The organism is Flavicella sp., from assembly GCF_037132785.1.
GTDB lineage: Bacteria > Bacteroidota > Bacteroidia > Flavobacteriales > Flavobacteriaceae > Flavicella.
This window is the reverse complement of record NZ_JBAHZZ010000111.1, coordinates 1-24,698: the sequence shown is the minus strand read 5'-3', so window position 1 is coordinate 24,698 and position 24,698 is coordinate 1. Positions and strand designations below refer to the sequence as shown.

18 protein-coding genes and 1 pseudogene are annotated in these 24,698 nt (G+C 32.8%); 12 read left to right on the top strand and 7 right to left on the bottom strand.

The genetic code is table 11. The features are described 5' to 3' along the window. Nucleotides 1-308 precede the first annotated feature (308 nt). The 4 genes from gltB to V5787_RS07530 all read left to right on the top strand — a co-directional run bounded on the left by gltB (nucleotide 309) and on the right by V5787_RS07530 (nucleotide 7,790). On the top strand, nucleotides 309-4,823 hold the full coding sequence (gene gltB / locus V5787_RS07545) for a glutamate synthase large subunit (RefSeq protein ID WP_336892642.1): 4,515 nt from the start codon (nucleotides 309-311) through the stop codon (nucleotides 4,821-4,823). A 2-nt stretch (nucleotides 4,824-4,825) separates the two neighbouring features. Continuing rightward, on the top strand, nucleotides 4,826-6,295 hold the full coding sequence (locus tag V5787_RS07540; protein WP_336892641.1) for a glutamate synthase subunit beta: 1,470 nt from the start codon (nucleotides 4,826-4,828) through the stop codon (nucleotides 6,293-6,295). Between the two features lie 166 nt (nucleotides 6,296-6,461). Beyond that, entirely contained in the window at nucleotides 6,462-7,127 is a 666-nt protein-coding gene (locus V5787_RS07535; protein ID WP_336892640.1) for a TetR/AcrR family transcriptional regulator, read from the top strand. Between the two features lie 60 nt (nucleotides 7,128-7,187). Further along, nucleotides 7,188-7,790, top strand: a complete 603-nt coding sequence (locus V5787_RS07530) for a carbonic anhydrase family protein (RefSeq protein ID WP_336892639.1) — start codon at nucleotides 7,188-7,190, stop codon at nucleotides 7,788-7,790. A 26-nt stretch (nucleotides 7,791-7,816) separates the two neighbouring features. Here the strand turns inward: V5787_RS07530 and V5787_RS07525 are convergent, their stop codons facing one another. Next, nucleotides 7,817-9,688, bottom strand: coding sequence for a SulP family inorganic anion transporter (locus V5787_RS07525; protein ID WP_336892638.1), 1,872 nt, complete (start codon nucleotides 9,686-9,688; stop codon nucleotides 7,817-7,819). Nucleotides 9,689-9,752: 64 nt separating this feature from the next. Then, nucleotides 9,753-10,088, bottom strand: a complete 336-nt coding sequence (locus V5787_RS07520) for a hypothetical protein (protein ID WP_336892637.1) — start codon at nucleotides 10,086-10,088, stop codon at nucleotides 9,753-9,755. Between the two features lie 81 nt (nucleotides 10,089-10,169). On the opposite strand from V5787_RS07520, the gene V5787_RS07515 reads away from it, so the two are divergent. Next, nucleotides 10,170-12,374, top strand: a complete 2,205-nt coding sequence (locus V5787_RS07515) for a B12-binding domain-containing radical SAM protein (protein WP_336892636.1) — start codon at nucleotides 10,170-10,172, stop codon at nucleotides 12,372-12,374. Nucleotides 12,375-12,450: 76 nt separating this feature from the next. Here V5787_RS07515 and V5787_RS07510 read toward each other — a convergent pair whose 3' ends face one another. Then, nucleotides 12,451-12,702 carry a type B 50S ribosomal protein L31 gene (locus tag V5787_RS07510; RefSeq protein ID WP_336892635.1) on the bottom strand — a complete coding sequence of 84 codons (252 nt, stop codon included), beginning with the start codon at nucleotides 12,700-12,702 and terminating at the stop codon, nucleotides 12,451-12,453. 123 nt (nucleotides 12,703-12,825) lie between these two features. Between V5787_RS07510 and V5787_RS07505 the strand changes: the two genes are divergently transcribed. From V5787_RS07505 to V5787_RS07475, 7 genes are all read left to right on the top strand, one after another. Beyond that, nucleotides 12,826-13,854 carry a glutaminyl-peptide cyclotransferase gene (locus tag V5787_RS07505; protein WP_336892634.1) on the top strand — a complete coding sequence of 343 codons (1,029 nt, stop codon included), beginning with the start codon at nucleotides 12,826-12,828 and terminating at the stop codon, nucleotides 13,852-13,854. Nucleotides 13,855-13,929: 75 nt separating this feature from the next. Then, entirely contained in the window at nucleotides 13,930-15,438 is a 1,509-nt protein-coding gene (locus V5787_RS07500; protein WP_336892633.1) for a hypothetical protein, read from the top strand. 19 nt (nucleotides 15,439-15,457) lie between these two features. Further along, nucleotides 15,458-16,138 (top strand): SDR family oxidoreductase, encoded by a 681-nt coding sequence (locus tag V5787_RS07495; RefSeq protein WP_336892632.1) that lies wholly within the window; start codon nucleotides 15,458-15,460, stop codon nucleotides 16,136-16,138. A gap of 8 nt (nucleotides 16,139-16,146) precedes the next feature. Continuing rightward, a complete protein-coding gene (locus V5787_RS07490) occupies nucleotides 16,147-16,734 on the top strand; it encodes a SprT-like domain-containing protein (RefSeq protein WP_336892631.1) in 588 nt (195 codons plus the stop codon). A gap of 1 nt (nucleotide 16,735) precedes the next feature. Continuing rightward, entirely contained in the window at nucleotides 16,736-17,806 is a 1,071-nt protein-coding gene (locus tag V5787_RS07485) for a mannose-1-phosphate guanylyltransferase (RefSeq protein ID WP_336892630.1), read from the top strand. 33 nt (nucleotides 17,807-17,839) lie between these two features. Beyond that, the gene (locus tag V5787_RS07480; protein WP_336892629.1) at nucleotides 17,840-19,318 is read left to right on the top strand and encodes a DUF389 domain-containing protein; all 1,479 of its coding nucleotides are present in this window, start codon (nucleotides 17,840-17,842) and stop codon (nucleotides 19,316-19,318) included. Nucleotides 19,319-19,321: 3 nt separating this feature from the next. After that, nucleotides 19,322-19,819 carry a metallophosphoesterase family protein gene (locus V5787_RS07475; RefSeq protein WP_336892628.1) on the top strand — a complete coding sequence of 166 codons (498 nt, stop codon included), beginning with the start codon at nucleotides 19,322-19,324 and terminating at the stop codon, nucleotides 19,817-19,819. 1 nt (nucleotide 19,820) lies between these two features. Here the strand turns inward: V5787_RS07475 and dnaG are convergent, their stop codons facing one another. The 4 genes and pseudogenes from dnaG to V5787_RS07455 all read right to left on the bottom strand — a co-directional run. Then, nucleotides 19,821-21,887, bottom strand: a complete 2,067-nt coding sequence (gene dnaG / locus V5787_RS07470) for a DNA primase (protein ID WP_336892627.1) — start codon at nucleotides 21,885-21,887, stop codon at nucleotides 19,821-19,823. Nucleotides 21,888-22,297: 410 nt separating this feature from the next. Then, the gene (gene clpX / locus V5787_RS07465; protein ID WP_336892626.1) at nucleotides 22,298-23,536 is read right to left on the bottom strand and encodes an ATP-dependent Clp protease ATP-binding subunit ClpX; all 1,239 of its coding nucleotides are present in this window, start codon (nucleotides 23,534-23,536) and stop codon (nucleotides 22,298-22,300) included. A gap of 72 nt (nucleotides 23,537-23,608) precedes the next feature. Next, nucleotides 23,609-24,271: an ATP-dependent Clp endopeptidase proteolytic subunit ClpP gene (clpP, locus tag V5787_RS07460; RefSeq protein ID WP_336892625.1), complete on the bottom strand. Its 663-nt coding sequence runs from the start codon at nucleotides 24,269-24,271 to the stop codon at nucleotides 23,609-23,611. Between the two features lie 154 nt (nucleotides 24,272-24,425). After that, a pseudogene (locus V5787_RS07455) lies at nucleotides 24,426-24,698 on the bottom strand (IS1595 family transposase); the annotation flags it as partial.

Below are 24,698 nucleotides of genomic sequence, written 5' to 3'. Positions count from 1 at the left end.
AACTAAAGGAAAATGAACCAAAAAATAGATCCATAACTAACATAAACAATGAAAATAAGAAAAAAAAATATAAATTTTAGATTTAAAAAGTCAAAATTGAAATCTAAAAATGAAAAGAGCATTATGCAACGGTCTTATATTGTTTTCGCTCGAAAACAATATAATTAATTATATATAATTGATTTTTTTCACATTTATCAATATACGTAGCCGTATATTATAATATGTTCATTTTTAGATTTTCTATTACTGTTCTATTGGTTTATAACCTTGAAATTGCGTAATTTTGCGTTCTTATTTTCAAGATTATGATAGAAAAACAAGGTCTATATTTACCCGAATTTGAACACGAAAACTGTGGAGCAGGTTTTATTTGTAACCTAAAAGGTGAAAAAACAAACCAAATCATTCACGATGCATTAGAAATTTTAGTGAAACTTGAGCACCGTGGAGGTGTTAGTTCTGATGGAAAAACAGGAGATGGAGCTGGATTGTTAATTGACATTCCTCATGATTATTTCTCAAGAGTTTGTGATTTTGATATCCCTACACAAAGAGAATATGCTGTTGGCATGGTGTTTTTACCAAAAAACAAAAACCAATACAAATATTGTAAAGATGCTTTCGAAAAGGAAATAAAAGAACAAGGTTTATCTATTTTAGGGTGGAGAATCGTACCGGTAGACTCGTCTCAATTAGGTGAAATTGCTTTGAACTCTGAGCCTAATATAGAACAAATTTTTATTGGAAAATCAAAAGAGATTGAAGAACACATCTTTAAAGCCAAATTATATGCTGCCCGTAAAATTACAGAGCATACAATTGGAAAATCAAAAATATCTCAAAGCGCCTATTTTTACCTTCCAAGTTTATCTACGACTACCATAATTTACAAAGGAATTATCATGCCTGAAGATATCGGGCCATATTATACTGATTTACAACAAACTGACTTAGTTACCCGCTTAGCTTTGGTACATCAAAGATTTTCTACAAATACTATGCCCGCATGGGAATTGGCTCAACCATTTAGATATATGTGTCAAAATGGAGAAATCAATACGTTAAGAGGAAATGTAAGCAGAATGCGTGTTCGTGAAGAAATCATGAAAAGTGATGTCTTTGGACCTCAAATAGAAAAACTATTCCCAATCATATTACCCGGGAAATCAGATTCTGCCTCTATGGATATGGTGGTTGAACTGTTAACACACACGGGAAGATCATTACCTGAAGTAATGATGATGATGATTCCTGAAGCATGGGAGAAGCACAAAACCATGTCAGAAGAAAGAAAAGCATTTTACGAATACAATGCGTGTTTAATGGAGCCTTGGGATGGCCCAGCTTCTGTACCTTTTACAGATGGAGACTATGTAGGAGCTTTATTGGATCGCAACGGTTTAAGACCTTCGCGTTATACGATCACAAAAAGTGGCAAATTAATTATGGCATCAGAAATTGGTGTTGTAGAAGTTGCTCCAGATGATGTAGAAAGTCATGGAAGATTAGAGCCAGGTAAAATGTTCTTGGTTGACATGAATAAAGGACGTATTATCAATGATGATGAAATAAAAAGTAAAATTGTTTCAGAAAGACCTTATAAGGAATGGTTGGACAAAACAAGAATCCACTTAAAAGACATCCCTAGAACAAACACTGCATGCCCTATTGAACCGCTAGACATTTCTACACGTTCTCGTTTGTTTAATTACACTATTGAAGATATTCAAGAAGTAATTACTCCGATGGCTCAAGTAGGAAAAGAAGCATTAGGTTCTATGGGTATAGATACTCCGTTAGCAGTATTATCAGACAGGCCTCAATTAGTACCTAACTACTTCAAACAGTTATTTGCACAAGTTACAAATCCGCCATTGGATGGAATCCGAGAAGAAATCGTAACAGACATCAGTTTGGCTTTAGGTAAGGACAGAAATATATTTAGTATTACAGAAAGACAATGTAGAAAACTAAAAATACAAAACCCCGTTATTTCTAATAATGATCTAGATAAAATTAAAAATATCAATATCGATGGTTTCAAAGCTGAAACTATTGAAATGTTATACCCTAAAATAAAAGGGATGAATGGTCTTGAAGATGCTTTAGATGGTATTATATCTCAAATAACAAAAGCACTAGATAGAGGTACTAATATTATTATCCTTTCTGATAGGGGTGCTAACAAAGAGCTTGCTCCTATTCCACCTTTATTAGCGTGTTCTTTTGTGCATCATCAAATGAACCGTTTACGTAAGCGTTCTTATTTCGATATCATTATCGAATCTGCAGAGCCACGTGAACCTCATCATTTTGCTACTTTATTCGGATATGGTGCAAGTGCCATCAACCCATATATGGTAAACGAAATAATCCGTATGCAAGTTCAAGAAGGTTTTATTACTGGAATGGATGAGCAAAAAGCTGTTGACAACTTTAATAAAGCTATCGGAACAGGTATTTTAAAAATAATGAACAAAATAGGAATCTCTACTTTACATTCTTATAGAGGTTCACAAATATTTGAAATCGTTGGATTCAACTCTCAATTTGTTGAAAAATACTTCCCGTATACAACTTCAAGAATTGAAGGTATTGGATTGTACGAGATTGAAAAGGAAATCAATGATAGATATAAATATGCGTATCCAGATACTCAAATCAAAAACCGTTTAGGATTAAACATTGGAGGAGAATATAGATGGAGACGTAACGGAGAAAGACATATGTTCAATCCAACTACCGTTGCTAAACTACAGCAAGCTGTTAGATTAAGTGATCAGGAAAGTTACGATGTATATGCTAAAATGATTAACGAGCAATCGGAAAACTTAATGACAATCCGTGGATTGTTTGAATTTGATAATCTCGATCCAATTCCATTGGATGAGGTAGAACCATGGACTGATATCGTAAAGCGATTTAAAACAGGAGCAATGTCTTATGGATCAATATCCAGAGAAGCTCATGAAAACTTAGCTATTGCAATGAACAGAATTGGAGGTAAATCTAACTCTGGTGAAGGTGGAGAAGATAGAAGAAGATTTCAACCAAATGTAAACGGAGATAGTCGTAACTCTGCTATTAAGCAAGTTGCTTCTGGACGTTTTGGTGTAACTTCTCACTACTTATCTAGTGCAAAAGAAATTCAAATTAAAATGGCCCAAGGTGCAAAACCGGGAGAAGGAGGTCAATTACCAGGTGAAAAAGTATTACCATGGATTGCATCATCTCGTAACTCAACTCCTTTTGTAGGATTGATTTCACCACCTCCACATCATGATATTTATTCTATTGAAGATTTAGCTCAATTAATTTATGATTTAAAGAACGCTAACAGAGCTGCTCGTATCAATGTTAAATTAGTATCTGAAGTTGGTGTTGGAACAATTGCTGCTGGGGTTTCTAAAGCCAAAGCTGACGTTGTATTGATATCTGGATACGATGGAGGAACAGGAGCCTCTCCATTAACATCGTTAAAACACGCAGGCTTACCTTGGGAACTTGGTTTAGCCGAAGCACAACAAACTTTAGTTTTAAACAACTTAAGAAGTAGAATCGTAGTTGAATGTGATGGACAATTAAAAACAGGGCGTGATGTTGCAATCGCAGCTTTATTAGGCGCTGAAGAGTTTGGTTTTGCTACCGCTCCTTTGGTTGCATCTGGTTGTATTATGATGCGTAAATGTCATTTAAACACCTGTCCTGTTGGAATCGCAACTCAAGATAAAGACTTACGCAGAAACTTTAAAGGAACACCTGAGCATGTAATCAACTTCTTCTTCTATGTGGCAGAAGAGTTGAGAGCTATCATGGCTGAATTAGGTTTCAGAACTTTAGGTGAAATGGTTGGTCAAACACATAAAATCAATTCTAATAAGGCGATTACACATTACAAAGCTAAAGGATTAGACCTATCTGCAATCTTACACAGACCTGCTGCTTATAACGATATGCCTGTTAAGAATACAGAAAAACAAGATCATGATTTAGAAAATGTTTTAGATTTTCAAATCTTAAAAGATTCTCACCGTGCTTTGTATAGAAAAGAGAAAATGACTCTTGAATATCCTATCATCAATACAAATCGTTCTGTTGGAGCTATTGTAAGTAATGAAATTTCTAAAATTTACGGACACTTAGGATTACCTGAAGACACATTAAATATCAACTTTACAGGTTCTGCTGGTCAAAGTCTAGGAGCATTTAGTGCTCATGGATTGACATTTACCGTTGAAGGAAATACAAACGATTATTTAGGAAAAGGCTTGTCTGGCGCTAAATTAATCATTAAAAAACCCGCTCTAGCTGACTTTATCGCTGAAGACAATATTATCGTAGGTAATGTTTGTTTGTTCGGAGCTGTTGAAGGTGAAGCGTATATAAATGGTATTGCAGGAGAACGTTTTGCCGTTAGAAATTCTGGAGCAACAGCTGTTGTAGAAGGAATTGGAGATCATGGGTGTGAATATATGACAGGAGGAAAAATAATCGTTCTTGGTAGTACAGGAAGAAATTTTGCTGCTGGCATGAGTGGAGGTATTGCATACATTTATGATCCAGAAAACAAGTTCATTAATGGATTGTGTAATACAGAAACGATTGATTTTGAAGAGATCTTACCTGAAGACGCTGCAGACCTAAAAGGTTTGATCGAAAAACATGTATTATATACTGATAGCAACAGAGGAAAAAAACTATTAACTGATTGGGACACTAGCTTAAGCAACTTTGTAAGAGTTATGCCTACTGAGTATAAAAAAGCCTTAGCTCGTTTGGCAAAAGGTGAAGTAATGTTTGAAGAATTAGAAACAGTATAACAATGGGAAAAGCAACAGGTTTTAAAGAATTCGAAAGAATAGATGAAACATACACGCCTGTAATAGACCGTGTACAAGATTATAATGAATTTACAGTTCCATTAAGCGATACTAATATTACCGAACAAGGATCTCGGTGTATGGATTGTGGTATTCCATTTTGCCATAGTGGATGTCCACTTGGAAATTTAATTCCAGATTTCAACCATATGGTACATCAGGGAGAATGGAAAAAAGCTTCTTGGGTACTACATTCAACTAATAACTTTCCTGAATTTACAGGACGTTTATGCCCTGCTCCATGTGAAAAAGCATGTGTATTAGGAATAATTGAAGATCCTATTTCAATTGAGAATATCGAAAAAAACATAGTTGAACGCGCCTTCAAAGAAGGCTGGATCAAACCACAACTACCAAAAACAAGAACAGATAAATCTGTTGCTGTCGTTGGATCTGGACCTGCTGGTTTGGCTACCGCTCAACAATTAAACAGAGCTGGACATACAGTTACTGTCTTTGAAAGAGATGATGCTATCGGAGGGTTATTACGTTACGGAATTCCAAACTTCAAAATGGAGAAAGGAATTATTGATAGACGAGTTGCTGTCTTAGAGGCAGAAGGAATTATTTTTAAAACAAACGTTAATGTAGGTGTAAACTTTGATGTTGAAGAACTAAAAGCCTTTGATTCAGTAGTTTTATGTGGTGGTTCTACCGATAGAAGAAGTTTGCCTACTAAAGGAATTGATGCTGATGGTGTTGTTCAGGCAATGGACTTTTTAACTCAACAAACAAAAGTAATTTTTGGACAAAAAATCAAAAATCAAATTTTAGCTACTGATAAAAATGTGATTGTAATTGGTGGTGGGGACACGGGTTCTGACTGTGTTGGAACTTCTAATCGTCAAGGAGCAACCTCGGTAACTAATTTTGAAATCATGCCAAAACCTCCAGGACATAGATCTCCATCTACTCCTTGGCCATATTGGCCATTACAATTAAAAACATCTTCTTCTCATAAAGAAGGATGTGATAGAAATTGGTTGATTAACACAAAAGAATTTATCAAAGACAAAGACGGAAAATTAACAGCTTTAAAAACAGTTAATGTTGAATGGAAAATGGTTCCTGGTCAACGTCCACAATTAATAGAAATTGAAGGAACTGAAAAAATTTGGCCTTGTGATTTAGCCTTATTAGCATTAGGTTTTACTGGACCTGAAAGTATTCTAGCTGACAAATTAGGACTGGACATAGATGCTCGCTCTAACTACAAGGCAGAATACGGAAAATACCAAACAAATGTGCCATATATATTTACCGCTGGTGATATGAGACGTGGACAGTCATTAATTGTATGGGCTATTTCTGAAGGTCGAGAAGCGGCAAGACAAGTTGACATCTATTTAATGGGTAAATCAGATCTTCCTAGTAAAGACTTTGCAGGAACAGGAGATTTAGTTGCCATGTAACAATTAAACCCTTTTATAAAAAACCTTTACTTAAGTAAAGGTTTTTTTGCATTATGCCTATGCCCAGAAAATATTCTAAAACCATAATTTAACACTCTTTTTGCATATATAGTTTTCATAAACGATAGTATTACTACTATATTTACTATAGAAAAGTAATTAGTATATGAAAGACCTACACATACCAATAGAAATAGATTCTGAGTTATATACAAAAAACCCAGATTCTTCAGAGCTTGGGAAAAAAATAATATCAAATAGCATTGAATTAATTTATGAATTAGGCTTCGAACAATTCACTTTTAAAAAGTTAGGTCTAAAAACAAACTCACCTGAAAGTTCAATATACCGTTATTTCAATAACAAACATCGTTTACTTATATACTTAACCAGTTGGTATTGGACATGGATGGAATACAAATTAGTATTTGCCACAACTAACATAGAGTCCCCTTCAGAACGTCTACATATAACTTTAGACCTTCTAACAAAACCTGTACTAATTGACAATGACTTTTCGTATGTAAACGAAATACTGCTTAGTGGAATAATATTCTCTGAATCAATCAAAACATATCATACTAAAAACGTTGATGAAGCTAATAGTAAAGGGTCGTATACAGCATATAAAACTGTCGTGAATAGAGTTGCTCAAATTATTTTAGAAATAAAACCTAGTTTTCCATACCCACATATGCTTATTTCTACCGTAATAGAGGGAGCACATCATCAAAAATATTTTTCGGAACACCTTCCTGAATTAACAGATCTAGCCGAAGACAGAAATGCTATAACTAATTTTTACAAAGAACTTGTATTTAACTTTTTATAATAACAATTAAGGTCAACTCTTTTATATTTCAAAAAAACATCAATTTTAAAATTCTTATACATGAAAACACAAACAAAAGAAACCCAACAAAAATTAACACCACAAATTGCACATACAATTTTAAAAGAAGGAAACAAACGATTTGTTCAAAACCTTAAAACACAAAGAGATTTAAAGCAGCAAGTACTCGACACTAGCAATGGTCAGTTTCCATTTGCAGTCGTATTGAGCTGTATTGACTCGCGTGTACCAGCAGAAATGGTTTTTGATCAAGGAATAGGTGATTTATTCAGTGTTCGTGTTGCAGGAAACATCGTAAATAAAGACGTCTTAGGATCCATTGAATATGGATGTAAGGTAGCAGGATCAAAAATCGTTATAGTCTTAGGGCACACTAAATGTGGAGCAGTAACAGCTGCTTGTAAACATGTAGAACTCGGAAACATTACAGCATTACTTGACAAAATTCAACCAGCTGTAAAAAAGGTTAACAAAGAAATTAACGAGGAATCTATTGAAGAAACAGCTATAGTAAATGTTGAATTATCTATCGAAAGAATCAGAAAAGAAAGTCCGATTTTAGCAAAGATGGAAAAAAATGATGAAATTAAAATTATAGGAGCTTCTTATGATGTGAGTAACGGTAAAGTCACTTTTTTATAAAAGAGTAACTTTCATTTAAATATGATCTAAGCTTTAATACTTGTTTCAGAATTGGATTTTATCCATTTTGTACAAGAACTAAACTCAGCAAAAAGATGTTCTTTAGGTATTAGATCTGGAATGATATCAATTCTTTCCATCATGAATTTTGGTTGATCCAATATTCCTACAAACAAAACATTCTTACCATTTTTTTTCAGTTCTATCAATATATCTTCTATAACAAATAATCCTGATTGATCTATATAATGCATTTTTTCAAGCCTAATAACTATGGTAGCAGCAGTATCTGGTATTTGTCTTGACAACTCTTGAAAATCGCTTGTAGAACCAAAAAACAATGGTCCTTTTAGATGTTTAATAAAGACTTCTTCTTTTAGTTTTTCAGGAAAACTAAGTTCATCTTTCCAGTTTTTCTCTTTCTTTAAAGATTTGACATCAGAATGTTTTGCTGTTAAATCTCCCATCTTTTTCATGAAAATTAAAGATGCAATAATCAAACCTACACCAACAGCGTTTACAAGATTCCAAAAAGTAGACAAAATCATAACTACCGCCATAATCAAAACTTCAGAACTAACTTTAAAAAAGGCTATTTTTATATCTTTAGGCATCGCAGATACAGCTCTTAAACCTTTATAATCCATTACTCCAATTCCAACAGTAATAAGTATCCCCGCCAAAACAGCAGCAGGAATTTTAGAAGCGACACCACTAAAACCCATCAGTATTACTAACAACATAACACCAGCAACCATACCCGAAAGTCTAGTCTTTCCTCCTGCGTTAATATTCACAACCGTACGAATAGTAGCACCTGCACCAGGTAAACCTCCAAAGATAGCAGCAATACTATTTCCAACCCCTTGACCAATCAACTCTTTATTTGGATTGTGTTTTGTTTTTGTCATATTATCAGCAACAACACTCGTTAACAAGGAGTCAATTGCTCCTAACAGAGCCAAAGTAATTGCTGTAAAAACATACGGCACAACATTTCCAAAATTAAAATCAGTGAAAATACTTAAATTTGGAATAGGAAGTCCACTAGGTATCTCTTCAATAGGTCTATAGTCTAATTCAAAACCAAATGCTACTCCTGACACAACCAACAGAGCAACTAAGGTACTCGGAATAGCTGTTGTTATTTTTTTAAAACCATAAATTATCGCAATTGTAGTAAGTGCCAAAATCAATTCTAACCAATTAATAAGCATGATTCCCCTAGGCAAAACTCTTAAAGTTCCAATAACTCCAGAGGACTCTCTGGAAGCTAACGACTTGGCTTCATTTTGAATAGCTACATCACTAACCTCATGAGCTCTATTTATTGTTTCACTAAAATTTTCAAGCACCAAAACACCTTTCCCAACCTCATCTTTCAATATAGACTCTAATATAACCTCTTCTGCTTCAGGTACAAACTGATTAACAAAGGCTACATCCTCTTTAGGATAATAACCAATTGCAGGTAAAATTTGAGTTATTAAAATAATAACACCTATTGCAGTCATAAAACCAGAAACTACCGGATATGGTATGTACTTAATATATTTCCCTAAACCAAGCACTCCTAATCCGACCTGAAATAACCCGGCCATAACAAATACCGTTAAAATTGCTGGAAGTGCCTTTGAAACATCTCCATCATTTAAACCAATTATTCCGGCTATCATTACCATACTAACTGCTGTCATAGGAGCCGTTGGACCAGATATTTGAGTATTTGTACCTCCTAATAAAGCCGCAAAAAAGCTTAAAAATATAGCACCGTACAAACCTGCACTTGGTCCTAATCCTGATGAAACACCAAAGGCTAAGGCTAGAGGTAATGCTACAATACCTGCTGTTATTCCTCCAAAGGTATCCCCTTTGAAGTTTGAAAAAAAATTCTTCATTATTTTATTTAATTAACTAAGTTATTTAAAAAGCGTGTTCTATTATTTTGTCTTGAGAAACAAATTAACCTTCTGGAGGTCGTGAAACAGACTCTAAATAGATTGTTTTACTAGATACCAGGAGAAACGCAATTTCGTTTCTATCCAAACACAAATCAACAAGAGTGCAATCATCTAAAGTATTTACAATTTTCTTCACCTTATCTGCCTTAACATCCTCTGTATCCGAAGACCCCTCCGTACTCTCATTACATTTAAGCATATAATAAGACGTATTTTCTTCGAACAACAATTCAGATATCGTAGTGGGACCTAATAGGATAAACAGCATAAGCCCAGCAAACACAGTGTGCTTTAATAATTTTATAAAAAAAATATTGTGTTTTAAAAAGAAAATCATAAATACAAAGATAAGTTCTTTTCTAGGGCTTAGAAAATAAAAACGTACAGAAACAGTATCTTTGATAAAAATTTAATTCTTTTGAAAGACGCTTTATTAATCACACCTCCATTTACTCAACTAAACACTCCTTATCCTGCCACAGCTTATTTAAAAGGTTTTTTAAATACGCAAAACATAGATATCTATCAAATGGATTTGGGAATAGAGGTGATTTTAGAATTATTCTCTAAAAAAAAAATACAAGATTTTTTTGAAATAGCATTCAAAACAGATTCAATTGTATCTGAGAACTGTCAACGTATATATGCTTTAAAAAATCGCTATTACCAGACTATCGACCCTATAATTTCTTTTTTACAAGAAAAAAACAAAACACTCTCCAGATTGATTTGTTCTGAAAACTTCTTACCCAGAGCCAGTAGATTTCAACAACTAGAAGACTTAGAGTGGGCCTTTGGTTCTATGGGAAATCAAGATAAAGCAAAGCATTTAGCTACCTTATACCTAGAAGATATCTCCGATTTCATAATTGAATGTATTGATGATAATTTTGGCTTTAGCCGATATGCCGAAAGCATAGGACAAAGTGCAAATTCATTTGACGAATTATACACCAAACTTTCATTAGAGCTAAGTTATATAGACAGAATTTCCATAGACATATTAAAAACCAAAATCGATAAAACAAAACCTAAATTAATTTGTTTTTCAGTTCCTTTTCCAGGTAATTTATTTAGTGCTTTTCGTTGTGCTCAATTTATCAAAAAACAATATCCCAAAATAAAAATTGCCATGGGAGGCGGTTTTCCAAACACAGAACTAAGAGATTTAAAAGATATCCGTGTATTCGAATTCTTTGATTATATAACTTTAGATGATGGAGAACTACCTATTGAACTCCTAATTTCAAATACGCAACAACCAACTCCTGCTAATGATGATTACAATAAATTCAAAAGAACTTTACTTCTAAAAGAAGGAGCCGTTTATTACAACAACTTATCTACAAAACAAGACTATAAACAAAATTCAGTTGGGACTCCTGATTATTCCGATTTGCTACTAGATAAATACATCTCAGTCATTGAAATTGCAAATCCGATGCACAGTCTTTGGAGTGATGGTCGATGGAATAAACTAACAATGGCACACGGTTGCTATTGGGGGAAATGTTCTTTTTGTGATATTTCTTTGGACTATGTCCGAATCTATGAACCCGTGGCTGCTAAAATTTTAGTAGACCGTATAGAAGAATTAACAGATCAGACTGGCGAAACAGGATTTCATTTTGTTGATGAGGCTGCTCCACCTGCACTAATGAAAGCGGTTGCTTTAGAAATTCTATCAAGAAATTTAACCATAACGTGGTGGACAAACATTAGATTTGAAAAAAGCTTTACGAAAGACCTCTGCCTATTACTTAAACAATCTGGATGTATTGCCATTTCTGGAGGTCTAGAAGTTGCCTCTGACAGACTTTTAAAATTAATTGACAAAGGAGTTACTGTTGAGCAAGTTGCCCAGGTTACAAATAACTTCACCAATGCTGGAGTTATGGTTCACTCCTACCTGATGTACGGATATCCAACTCAAACGATTTTGGAAACTGTCAACAGTCTTGAAATGGTAAGACAGCTATTTAAAATAGGAAGTATCCAATCTGGATTTTGGCATCAATTTTCATTAACTACACATAGTCCTATTGGGAAAAACCCTGAAGAATACGGAATTACACCACTTTACAATACTATTAAATTTGCTAATAATGATGTAAACTTTAAAGACAAAACAGGAATAAAACATGAAAAATTCAGTCAAGGCTTAAAGGCATCCATTTTTAATTATATGCACAATATCGGATTCGACTTACCACTAAATGACTGGTTTGATTTCAACTTACCTAAAACAACTACACCTCCTAATTATATCGAAAAATGTATACAAGTTGACAATAAACTATATACCAAACCTAATGCACAAATCATTTGGCTTGGTGAAACTCCTATATCAGAATTATTTACAAAAAGTAAAAAGGGTAATTCTTGGCCTATGATAAAATTGACTATTCACACGCCCGAAAACTCCAATCAAATTATGCTTGAAGCCCCTAAAGGTTTATGGCTATTAGCGCTACTTGACAAAATTAGCACTAAGAAAAACACTAAAAAACATAAATTTTCTGAAATAAAAACTGATTTCGAAAACAAATTTGAAGATTTCGAACTTTTTTGGTATTCAAAACCATTACAAAAACTCAAGGGTTTAGGACTTCTAACTTTATAATTCCAATAGTTTTAAACACAGAAAAAATCCTATCAAAAAATGATAGGATTCTATATAACTAAAAAGTTTAAGAAGCTTACTTCTTGAACTTTGCGTATTTTGTCTTGAACTTATCGATACGACCAGCTGTATCAACCAATTTAGACTTACCAGTGTAAAAAGGATGAGATGTTCTAGAAATATCTAATTTGATCAATGGATACTCAACTCCATCAACATCTAAAATTTCTTTTGTATTAGCTGTAGAACGAGTTAAAAACACATCATTGTTTGACATATCTTTAAAAGCAACCATTCTGTAGTTTTCTGGATGTATACCTTTTTTCATCTTTATATATTTTTAATCTTTAATTCTTTTTTTGAGACTGCAAATTTAACGATATTATTTAGATTTCGAACAAATAAATTGTTTTATTTGTTATCAAAAGTTTCTAATCCAAAAAAAACACAAATGTCGTTTAAATTTTCAGCTATACTTTTCCTTTTCAGCCTAGTCATTACAGGATGCGGTGAAGATGTAGAATTCAAATTAAATACACCTCAAAAAATAAAGATAGATAAAGAACTAAAAATTTTCGTCACTGAAATAAACGGGAAGACGATAGATTCACTTATTTTTTATTTAGACGGAAAGAAAATATCTTCGAAAAACAATATTACAATTTCATTAAAAAACAAAGTTCTAGGAGTTCATTCCTTATCAGCTCAAATATACTATAATGGGACTTCTAAAAGATTAATCAACAACATTTATTTCTTGGCATCTCAAAAACCAACTATTTACACCTTTAAAGTAATAAATACTTTTCCACATAACACCAATGCCTTTACGCAAGGGCTAGAATACAGAAATGGTTTTTTATATGAAAGCACAGGACAAAAAGGAGAATCCTCTATAAGAAAAACCGCTCTTAAAACAGGAGAAGTATTACAAATTAAAGAATTAGATGAAAAATATTTTGGTGAAGGAATTACCATACTTGACTCTAAACTCTATCAACTTACATGGCAAGCTAAAATTGGTTTTATATATGACTTAGAAAGTTTCGAACAGCTCAATACTTTTAAATACGGAAAAAGCAAAGAAGGCTGGGGCTTAACCAATAATGGCAAAGAACTTATAAAATCTGACGGGACTGAACGCCTTTGGTTTTTGGATCCTACTACCCTGAAAGAAAAACGTTTTATTGAGGCATATACCAATACAAGAAAAGCAGAAAGATTAAATGAAATTGAGTTTATCGAAGGAAAAATTTATGCCAATATCTGGCAAAAAAATACCATTATAATTATCAACGCAACAAATGGTACTATTGAAGGTGTTGTCAATCTAAATAAACTCAGAGACAAAATTCATAAACCCGACGCTAGCAAGACTTATGTTTTAAATGGTATTGCTTACGACAGAGAAAACAAAAGATTATTTGTCACAGGAAAAAACTGGGATAAAACATTTGAAATTGAATTGATTAAAAAATAATATCAGTATCTACAATTATTCTTAACAAGAATCTATAAAGATTTCAATATTGTATCTTTACAAAAATGTTTTTTGATGAAAAACTTAGTTATATCCTTTCTTATATTAACTGTTTTATTCCTTTCTTTTTCATGCAGAAAAGATTTCTCCACAATTCCTAGCACTGGAAATTTAACTTTTTCTACGGATACTGTTTTTTTAGACACTGTGTTTTCCACAATCAGCACAAGCACCTATACCTTAAAAGTCTATAATAATAGCTCTGACGATATAGATATTCCGTCTATTAACTTAGGTAGATCTGATTCTTATTATCGCTTAAATGTAGATGGATTACCAGGAACTTCATTTCAGAATATTACTTTAAGAGCAAAAGATAGTTTGTATATCTTTATAGAAGGAACTCTTAATTATTCTTCTCAAAACCCACTTTATACGGATTCGATTGTTTTTGACTCTGGAAACAAACTTCAAAATGTAAAATTAGTTACCCTAGTGCAGGATACACACTTTATTTATGTACATAATGAAACTGACTTAGATACAATTGTCCCTTATTTTATTTCAGGAGCTGAATCAAGAAAAATTCATTATTTATCAGATGACGAGATTACTATATTCAATGATAACTCTAATGATAAATCCATCGTTATTTATGGCTATTGTGGAGTTCCATCTAACAAAACACTTACTATTGCAGCTAATAAAAAAATACATTTTCATAAAAACTCCGCACTTGTAATTGAAAAAGATGCTAGCTTAATCATAAACGGAACATTGTCAGAAAAAGTAATCCTTGAAGGAGACAGACTTGAACCAGAATTTAGTGAGATCTCTGGGCAATGGGATGCTATTTGGCTAAGGTCTGGTAGCAAATCTAACATCATCAATCATTTAAGCTCAAGAAACAGTTCGTATGGGATTGTCTGCGATTCTATTAGTACTAACAACTCGACTCCAACATTGACCATAAAAAACACTGAATTATACAATAATTCAAATATTGGTTTACTTGCAAACCAAACCAATATCATCGGAGAAAATGTGGTGATTGGAAATAGTAGAACCGCTTCTTTTACAATAATCAATGGAGGAACTTATGATTTCAACCATATAACTTTAGCTAATTATTGGTCAGAAAGCATTCGAAGTGGAAGTGCTTTACAAATAAGTAATATCAATACTAACGAGGAACTAAAAAACCCTGTTTTTATTTTAAATGCCCGTTTTACCAATACGATTATTGATGGCAATACTAATAAAGAACTCTATCTAGAAAAAAACGAGACTGATACTTTTGATTACTTTTTTCAAAACTGTATGATCAAACACAATGGAACAGACGAAGATGCTTTAGTTGATTTCACTGACACAAACCATTATTTAAATATTTTAAAAAATGCCGATGCAGATTACCTAGATTCTTCATTGAATAAATTTTACATAGGAAAAAACAGCGAATTGATTGACCAAGCTGATCCAAAAAAGGCAAACAGAACACCTTTAGATATTATAGAAACTAATAGAACCTTAGCTCCAGATATCGGTGCATATCAACATATAGTATTCCCTGAGGAAGAATAAACTTTATCAAAAAACACAAATGAAAAATGTAGTAATTACTGGAACCAGTAGAGGAATAGGTTTTGAGCTAGCACAATTATTTGCCAACAATAATTTCAATGTATTAGCCTTATCAAGAAATGCGAAAACACTTGAAGCAATCAACCACAAAAACATCACAACATTGGCAATTGACCTTACTAAAAAACAATCACTTACTAGTGTAAATGATTTTATAAAAAACAATTGGAAGCAAGTTGATATCCTAATCAATAATGCAGGAACACTACTCAATAAAGAGTTTGAGACAACTACAACGGAGGATTTTATCAATGTATATAATGTAAATGTGTTTGCAGTAGCGTCACTTACACAAACGCTCCTACCCTATTTTGTAAAAAACACACATGTTGTAACAATTAGCAGTATGGGAGGAATACAAGGAAGCATGAAGTTTTCAGGGCTTGCAGCCTACAGTTCCTCTAAAGGTGCTGTGATTACCCTTTCAGAATTATTAGCTGAAGAATACCGAGAAAAAGGTTATAAATTTAATGTTCTAGCTATTGGCGCTGTTCAAACGGAAATGTTAGCAGAAGCATTCCCCGACTACAAAGCACCTCTACAACCAACCGAAATAGCTTCATATATCTATGATTTCTCAACTACTGGCTATAAGTTCTATAACGGAAAAGTATTACAAGTTTCAAGTACCACTCCTTAAGTTTTTTTTTGAAAGATATTTATAATTATATACCTGAGTCTTCTCATCAAAAGATAAGAGAATATCTCGATGCAAAAGACTTGAGTGTTCTTATAAAGAATAAGAGAGCTACAAAGCATGGTGATTTTAGAAAAACAAAAAATGGAAATTATTTAATTACCGTTAATAACAACCTTAACCCCTCTCAATTTCTTTTAACTCTTGTGCATGAAATAGCACATTACAAAACTCATAAATTATATGGAAAAGTAAAACCACATGGTATCGAATGGAAAACAACTTTTAAAGAGTTGATGCTTCCATTTGTAAGACCTGAAGTTTACCCAAATAAAATCCTACCGATTTTAGCAAAATATTTGCTCAACGCTAAAGCTAGTACAGATAGCGACCAGCATCTATCACTTGCCTTAAAACAAGAACCTATTAGTTCAGATAAAAATTATATATTTGAATTAAAAATTGGATACACCTTTGAATTTAAAAACAGAAAATTCAAATTGCTTGAAAAAAGGCGAACAAGATCTCTTTGCTTGGACTTAGGCACTAAGAAAAAATATTTAATCCATTTAAATTCTGAGGTAAGACCTCTACATTAACATGAAAAAAAACAACTACGCAGTAATTATGGCTGGCGGAATTGGCTCAAGATTTTGGCCAATTAGCACCTCAGAAACGCCAAAACAATTTCACGATATGTTGGGTGTAGGAGAAACTTTAATTCAAAAAACGTTTAACAGACTAGAATCTTTGGTGCCTTCTGAAAACATGATTATCGCCACTAACAAGACATATAAAGATATCGTTTTAAAGCAGCTTCCTAAATTGACAGAAAAACAGTTGTTTTTAGAGCCTGCTATGAGAAATACCGCTCCTTGTATTCTTGCTACAGCCCTAAAGGTATATAGTCAAAACCCAAAAGGAGTTATGCTAATTGCCCCTTCTGACCATTGGATTGACGACGAAAAAGAATTCTTACAAAACATTCAAACTTCTTTTGACGCTAGCAATAAAGATGAAATATTAATGACCCTTGGTATAAAACCTAGCTCCCCAAATACAGGCTATGGCTATATACAATATGAAGAAAACTCTAAAGAAATAAAAAAAGTAAAAACATTTAAAGAAAAACCAAATTTAGAGAATGCAAAAAAATATATAGCCGAAGGAGGTTATTTATGGAATGCCGGGATTTTTGTATGGACAGCCAAAAGCATCATCAAAGCATTTAAAGACCACCTACCAGCAATGCATGACTTATTCCAAGAAGGAGCTGCTTTTTGGAATACAGATCAAGAACAGGATTTTATTGACAATAACTACGCAAGGTCTGAAAATATCTCTATCGATTATGGCATTATAGAAAAAGCCAATAACGTACATGTACTACCTGTAGATTTTGGATGGAATGATCTAGGAACTTGGGGTTCATTATATAACAAATTGGCCAATTCTAAAACAGAAAACATTACTATCGGAGGAGAAACTATCTATAGAGAATCCGAAGGAAACATTGTCAAAACCCAAAGCCATAAAAAAGTAATTATTCAAGGTCTTTCAAATTTTATTGTGGCTGAAAAAGATGGCGTATTACTTATTTGTCCAAAAGAAAAAGAACAAGACATAAAAGAAATTGCAACTGAAGTAAAAACTAAATATGGAGATATTTAATATCATAGAGCTATAACTGAAATCAATTTTTAAATGGAAAATAAAGATCAGGAAACTGAAAAGTTAAAGGAAGACAAAGAGGACATTAAAAAGAATTATTCTGCTTTTTTTAAAAGTATCAAAACCTTTTTAATCAACCTACTCGATATTCGTGAAGGTACTGACCAAAAAGAAACCATTCAAAAAATAAAGGATGGAATTCAAGTAAAAAGTCACACTGCCTGGATTTTAATTTTTTCTATTTTAATTGCTTCCATTGGACTGAATACAAGTTCAACTGCCGTAGTTATTGGAGCCATGCTAATATCCCCCCTAATGGGACCAATCTTAGGAATAGGTCTGTCCATTGGTATTAATGATATTGACACACTAAGAAGGTCACTCATTAACTTAGGAGTAATGGTCGGTCTTAGTTTAAGCTCTTCATTTGTTTTTTTTAGCATCCCTTTATTTCAAGAAGCAACTCCAGAAATCCTAGCAAGAACACAACCTGATGTCCGTGATGTTTTGATTGCTATAGCTGGTGGACTAGCCCTAATTATCGCTTTAAGTAGGCGTAAAGAATTAACTAATACGATTGCGGGAATTGCCATCGCAACAGCATTAATGCCACCGTTGTGTACGGCCGGTTACGGATTAGCTACTTGGAATCTCAAGTTCTTTGGTGGCGCCATGTTTTTGTTTACCATTAATACCATTTTTATTGCACTAGCTACTTTTGTTATTGTAAAATTTTTAAACTTCCCTGTAGTGCGTTATATCAATTCTGGAAATAGAAGGAAAATTTCTCAGGTCGCTTCTACGGTTGCTATAATCATTTTCGGGTTTAGCATTTATTTGTTCTATGGGTTATTTAAAAAAAATCAATACATTCAAAATGCACAACAATATATTGAAGTATTAGCAAAATCAACAGGTGCTGGAATTATTAATACCGATATAAGTTATATATCTCGAAACATCAAAATAGTAATTCTAGGTCAGAATATTAAAAAATCAGAATTACATAAATGGCAAGCTAGACTTCCAGAATTTGGGTTAGCAAAAACTACTTTAGAAATACATCAAGACGAAGAAACCTCTAAATTAATACATGAAATAAATATTATCAAAAGTTCCTATGTAAAAAACCAAGCTCTTATAGCTACTAAGGAAGAATCTATTGCTCAGAAAAATGAAAAAATAAGAGATCTGACAGACCTCTTAGAAAAAACTAGGAAACGTCAGATTCCATTCGCTAGCATAAGCAAAGAAGCAAAAATAAACCATGATGGTATACTTTCTATAAGTTTTTCAAACCTTATAAAAACCAATTTTAAAACGACAGACACAATTCCTGTATTTTATATACATTGGCACGACAGTATCCAAAACACAGAACAACAAGAAGCGCAATTAAAAAGATGGCTAAAACAAAGATTAGCATTAGATACCTTACATTTGAATCAATTTTCAGGTTCAATAAAATATAATTCCAAAGGAAATAAAATCAAAGAATCCTCTGAGTATTAATCTATGAAAAAAATATTACTTTTATCAGACACGCATAGTTTTGTTGATGATCAGATTCTAAAATATATCAAACAAGCTGATGAAGTATGGCATGCTGGAGATATCGGACAGATAAAGGTTGCTGATACAATTAAAAAATTAAAACCCTTTAGAGCTGTTTATGGAAATATTGATGATAATACTGTAAGGGCAGAATACCCTTTAGATTTAAAATTTAAAATAGAAGGAGTTTCAGTATGGATTACACATATTGGAGGATACCCAAATAAATACAATTTTAGAATTACCGAAGAGATAAGGAACAATCCTCCTAAATTATTTATCAGTGGACATTCACATATATTAAAGGTTCAATACGATACAAAACTAAATTTACTCCATATGAATCCTGGAGCAGTCGGAAAATACGGTTTTCATCAGGTACGAACCATGCTTCGTTTTGAAGTTGACAATTCTGAAATAAAAAATTTAGAGGTAATAGAATTAGAAACTCGAAAATAATTTACAAAATCCTATTTAACTTCTCAAATAGTTTGGTTTTCAAAGCTGTATAATCAACCACCATTTCCAAAGAAGACTCTCTGTTTTTTCCTGCAGCTAATTCCGCTGTTAATTCTTTAATTTTTCGTTCAATCAAGACTCTACGTAAATTCAATATCGCATCTGTTACCAATTTTGGTAAAACATCTTCTTTGGCGGTTACCACAATATCTTTACTCTCCCAATCACTCAAAATATGTTTTTCATCATCCATTAAAATATCAGTAACTGTCTGTGATATCTCTAAATCTTGATGACTTGTCAACTCTTCTATAGAAATATTTTGTTCAATATTTAACTTTGTGATGATCTCTAAATATATCTTTTGAAAAATAGCATGAGAAAACTCAACCTCGTCATCTTGTAATTGCAAATACAATTCCTGAGAAACAACGTTAGAATATTCTTCTTTTATCATTTTAACACTTCCGAATTCATTCACCTCCTCTATCCAATCAACAAATTCAACTTGATTATTTCCATAGATCAAAAGAATTTTTATAATTTCTCTTTCATATATCTCAAGAGTATTGATTTCTTTTGGTACATTTTTTATGGCTCCTAATCCTTCTTTTTCACTCTCTTGACGTTGTGATCTCGACATCAAATAAGAACTTGTACTCCCTGGAATTTCCTCTTTGGCTTCAAAAGACCTATTTGAATTCTGATTTTCGCGTTCAGCCCTCCTTATTTGTTGTTGCTCTTTTTGATAGTCCTCTCTTTCTGTTTTCTTACTGATTTGAGCTAACTCATTAAACAAAACTGTTTCGGAAATCTCCATGATTCGTGAACACTCCTGGACATATACTTCTCGCTGAATATTATCAGGTATCTTAGAAATACTATTAACAATATCACGAATTAAATTCGCTTTTTTCACAGGGTCCTTTTCAGCTTCTTCCATTAAAAGAGAAACCTTAAAATTAATAAAATCTTTCGAATTCTTTTCTAGGTATTCTTTTAACTCTTCAGTAGAAACACGTTTAGCAAAACTATCTGGGTCATCTCCATCAGGAAAAATCAAAACCCGAACATTCATACCTTGTTCCAATATCAAATCAACCCCACGAATAGAAGCTCTAATTCCTGCTGCGTCTCCATCAAACAAAACCGTAATATTTGGAGTTAATCTTTTTACCAATCGTATTTGATCTGGCGTTAACGCAGTTCCTGAAGAGGCTACAACATTTTCAACACCCGCTTGATGCATAGAGATTACATCTGTATATCCTTCAACCAAATAACAGGTATCCTCTTTTGAAATAGCTTGCTTAGCATGGTAAATTCCATAAAGCACTTTACTCTTATGGTAAATTTCACTTTCTGGAGAATTTAAATATTTTGCAGCTTTTTTATCTGCTTTTAGAATTCGTCCACCAAACCCTAATACACGACCGCTCATACTATGAATCGGAAACAAAACACGACCTTTAAATCGGTCAAACTGCTTGCCTCCTTCTTTGACAATTGTAAGTCCCGTTTTGGACATATACTCTATATCATAACCCTTTCGAATGGCAGTATCAGTAAAAGCCGACCAATCGTCTAAATTATAACCTAAATCGAATTTTTTTATAGTCTCATCCGTAAATCCACGTTCTTTAAAATAACTCAATCCAATAGCTTTTCCTTTTGGATTGTTTAATAAGATGTCATGATAATAGTCTTTTGCAAAATTAGAAACTACATACATGCTTTCACGTTCGTCAGCTGCTTCCTTTTGTTCATTAGACTGTTCTTCTTCCTCTATCTCTATATTGTATTTCTTAGCTAAATATTTTATAGCCTCTGGATAAGTAAAATGCTCATGTTCCATTAAAAACGTAACCACATTTCCTCCTTTACCTGTACTAAAATCTTTCCAAATTTGTTTGACAGGAGACACCATAAAGGAAGGAGATTTTTCGTCTGTAAAAGGACTTAAACCTTTAAAATTACTTCCTGCCTTTTTTAGAGTTACAAACTCGCCTATTACCTCCTCAACACGAGCAGTTTCAAAAACACGATCAATAGTACTCCTTAAAATCATTATTGAATATTATATTGGTAAATGGTGATTTTATTTAAAAACAAAAATAGATAAGTTTCTTTACATTTCACCCTCAAAACACAGCATTTCATTTTCCAATGTTAATTAATTTAGATTCAATACATTTTAAAACTCTTTTTTAAAAAAAATAATTTATCTAAAAACACAAGTTAAATACAGTATCACTAATAGGTGTACTACAAATTTGGTTTTTAAATGGTATCAGTGCAACAAATATCACTATAAACGTATTTTCATATTTGGAGTTTTATTGTTTTATTGGAAGAAGCATACTAGATGGATCACAAGAGCCCCTCGTAATTCGAGGAGGGTTGCATTAAGTAAAACGTTTTAAAACAAAAGGGAAGCACCTGCCTCCCTTTTGTTTTTTTCTAATTTTAATAGTCAAATTAACTTGCTGCCTTTAACTTTTTAAGAGTTGAGTTTGTCAACTTTGCCTCTGCATACTCTTTATCAACATCCAACTCTTTTACATCTGAACTTGGTAATTCAAACATTGCATCTGTAAGGATTGCCTCACACAACGACCTTAAGCCACGAGCTCCCAACTTGTATTCTAATGCTTTTTCTACAATATAATCCATAGCCTCTTCATCAATAGAAAACTTCACCTCATCCATTTCAAACAACTTTGTGTATTGTTTGATCAAAGAATTTTTAGGTTCTGTTAAAATTGAACGTAATGTTTTTGCATCCAAAGGATTCATATAACTCAACACTGGTAATCGACCTATTATTTCAGGGATTAAACCAAAAGTTTTTAAATCGCTTGGAATCACATATTGCAATAAATTATTTTCATCAATATTATCAACGGCCATTGCTGCAGAATAACCAACTGCTTGTCTATTTAAACGATTGCTAATGTTTCTTTCAATACCCGAAAAAGCACCACCTGCGATAAATAAAATATCTTTTGTATCTACTTCTACAAATTTTTGATCAGGATGTTTTCTACCTCCTTTAGGAGCAACATTTACAACGGTTCCTTCTAGCAATTTTAATAGCGCTTGCTGAACACCTTCTCCAGAAACATCTCTTGTAATAGATGGATTATCTCCTTTACGAGCAATTTTATCAATTTCGTCTATAAACACAATCCCACGTTGAGCTTTTTCTACATCATAATCGGCAGCTTGCAACAATCTACTTAAAATACTTTCTACATCCTCTCCAACATATCCAGCTTGCGTTAAAACAGTGGCATCAACAATGGAAAAAGGTACATTTAACATTCTAGCAATTGTCTTCGCAATTAATGTTTTACCTGTTCCTGTTTCACCGACTAAAATCATGTTACTCTTTTCTATTTCAACATCATTTTTATCGTCTTTTGATTGTGTCAATCTTTTGTAATGATTGTACACAGCCACAGCCATCGTTTTTTTCGTTTGATCTTGACCAATCACATATTGATCTAGAAAAGATTTTATTTCTGTAGGTTTTTTGATAACCAAATCAGCTGAGCCTAGCAACACCTCAGAATTCTGAATTTCTTCTAATACAATACCGTGAGCCTGTTCAATACATTTATCACAAATATGTGCTTCCATACCAGCTATAAGCAAGTCTGTCTCAACTTTTTTGCGTCCACAGAACGAACACTCTAAATTTTCTTCTTTCGACATCTTTCGTTATTTGTTATTCAATATGTTAGTGCCAATTTATAAAAATCACTAAAACATCAATACGTATTCTTTTTATTTGTTTCTAGTCAAAATTTCATCAACCATTCCATAGGTTTTAGCTTCATCGGCTCTCATCCAATAATCTCTATCCGAATCATTATGAACTTTTTCAATAGTTTGACCTGAATGTTTCGAGATAATTTGATACAATTCATCCTTAAGCTTCATAATTTCACGTGCTGTAATTTCGATATCACTTGCCTGACCTTGAGCTCCTCCTAATGGTTGATGAATCATAATTCTTGAATGAGGTAACGCAGAACGTTTTCCTTTTTCACCAGCACACATTAAAACCGCACCCATTGAAGCTGCCATCCCTGTACAGATTGTAGCTACATCAGGTTTGATAAATTGCATAGTATCATAAATCCCCAAACCTGCATAAACTCCACCTCCTGGTGAGTTGATATAAATTGAAATATCTTTATTTGCATCAACACTTTCTAAAAACAATAATTGTGCTTGAATGATATTGGCAACCTGATCACTTATCCCTGTTCCCAAAAATATAATTCTGTCCATCATCAACCTAGAAAACACGTCCATCTGAGTAATATTCATTTGACGCTCTTCCATGATATACGGAGTTACAGAACTAATGATTTTATCATAATGCATACTACTAATTCCATGGTGCTTTGTTGCGTATTTTTCAAATTCTTTTCCGTAATCCATTTGATTCTATTTTTAAATTATAGTTTGTAAAGATACTAAGTTATTCCTTAATTTCGATCAATCCTTTTTAAATCACAACTAACATATTATAAATAAATCCTCGTATTAATTCACATAGTATTCTATCATCACTTACATATATCAAATTACTGAGTTATACGCCTAGTGTCTGTTTTGTGTTTTTTTGAGATTTAGGTTTTTGTAGTACCATTCTAAGAATTGTTTTATGAAAAATGGATTCTTTGTATTGTGACCTATTAATTCTAAAACAAAATTCATCAAAATAAGCTTGTATATGCCATTTACTTACATGAGTTGGTATTGCTCTTAACCAAGATTTTAGTTGCATAATAACCACATGTAACTCTTTGAAGTTTTTTCCATGATTACTTAATTTTTGTTCGATGTTATAGTCCTTTTTTAAAGG

Bases quoted from the DNA above. Each gene is read 5' to 3' on its own strand.
- clpX (WP_336892626.1), bottom strand. From the start codon at position 23,536: ATGTCGAAAGAAGAAAATTTAGAGTGTTCGTTCTGTGGACGCAAAAAA.
- V5787_RS07495 (WP_336892632.1), top strand. From the start codon at position 15,458: ATGAAAAATGTAGTAATTACTGGAACCAGTAGAGGAATAGGTTTTGAG.
- dnaG (WP_336892627.1), bottom strand. From the start codon at position 21,887: ATGATTTTAAGGAGTACTATTGATCGTGTTTTTGAAACTGCTCGTGTT.
- V5787_RS07510 (WP_336892635.1), bottom strand. From the start codon at position 12,702: ATGAAAAAAGGTATACATCCAGAAAACTACAGAATGGTTGCTTTTAAA.
- V5787_RS07500 (WP_336892633.1), top strand. From the start codon at position 13,930: ATGAAAAACTTAGTTATATCCTTTCTTATATTAACTGTTTTATTCCTT.
- V5787_RS07480 (WP_336892629.1), top strand. From the start codon at position 17,840: ATGGAAAATAAAGATCAGGAAACTGAAAAGTTAAAGGAAGACAAAGAG.
- V5787_RS07535 (WP_336892640.1), top strand. From the start codon at position 6,462: ATGAAAGACCTACACATACCAATAGAAATAGATTCTGAGTTATATACA.
- V5787_RS07485 (WP_336892630.1), top strand. From the start codon at position 16,736: ATGAAAAAAAACAACTACGCAGTAATTATGGCTGGCGGAATTGGCTCA.
- V5787_RS07475 (WP_336892628.1), top strand. From the start codon at position 19,322: ATGAAAAAAATATTACTTTTATCAGACACGCATAGTTTTGTTGATGAT.
- V5787_RS07505 (WP_336892634.1), top strand. From the start codon at position 12,826: ATGTCGTTTAAATTTTCAGCTATACTTTTCCTTTTCAGCCTAGTCATT.
- V5787_RS07525 (WP_336892638.1), bottom strand. From the start codon at position 9,688: ATGAAGAATTTTTTTTCAAACTTCAAAGGGGATACCTTTGGAGGAATA.
- gltB (WP_336892642.1), top strand. From the start codon at position 309: ATGATAGAAAAACAAGGTCTATATTTACCCGAATTTGAACACGAAAAC.
- V5787_RS07540 (WP_336892641.1), top strand. From the start codon at position 4,826: ATGGGAAAAGCAACAGGTTTTAAAGAATTCGAAAGAATAGATGAAACA.
- V5787_RS07530 (WP_336892639.1), top strand. From the start codon at position 7,188: ATGAAAACACAAACAAAAGAAACCCAACAAAAATTAACACCACAAATT.
- V5787_RS07520 (WP_336892637.1), bottom strand. From the start codon at position 10,088: ATGATTTTCTTTTTAAAACACAATATTTTTTTTATAAAATTATTAAAG.
- clpP (WP_336892625.1), bottom strand. From the start codon at position 24,271: ATGGATTACGGAAAAGAATTTGAAAAATACGCAACAAAGCACCATGGA.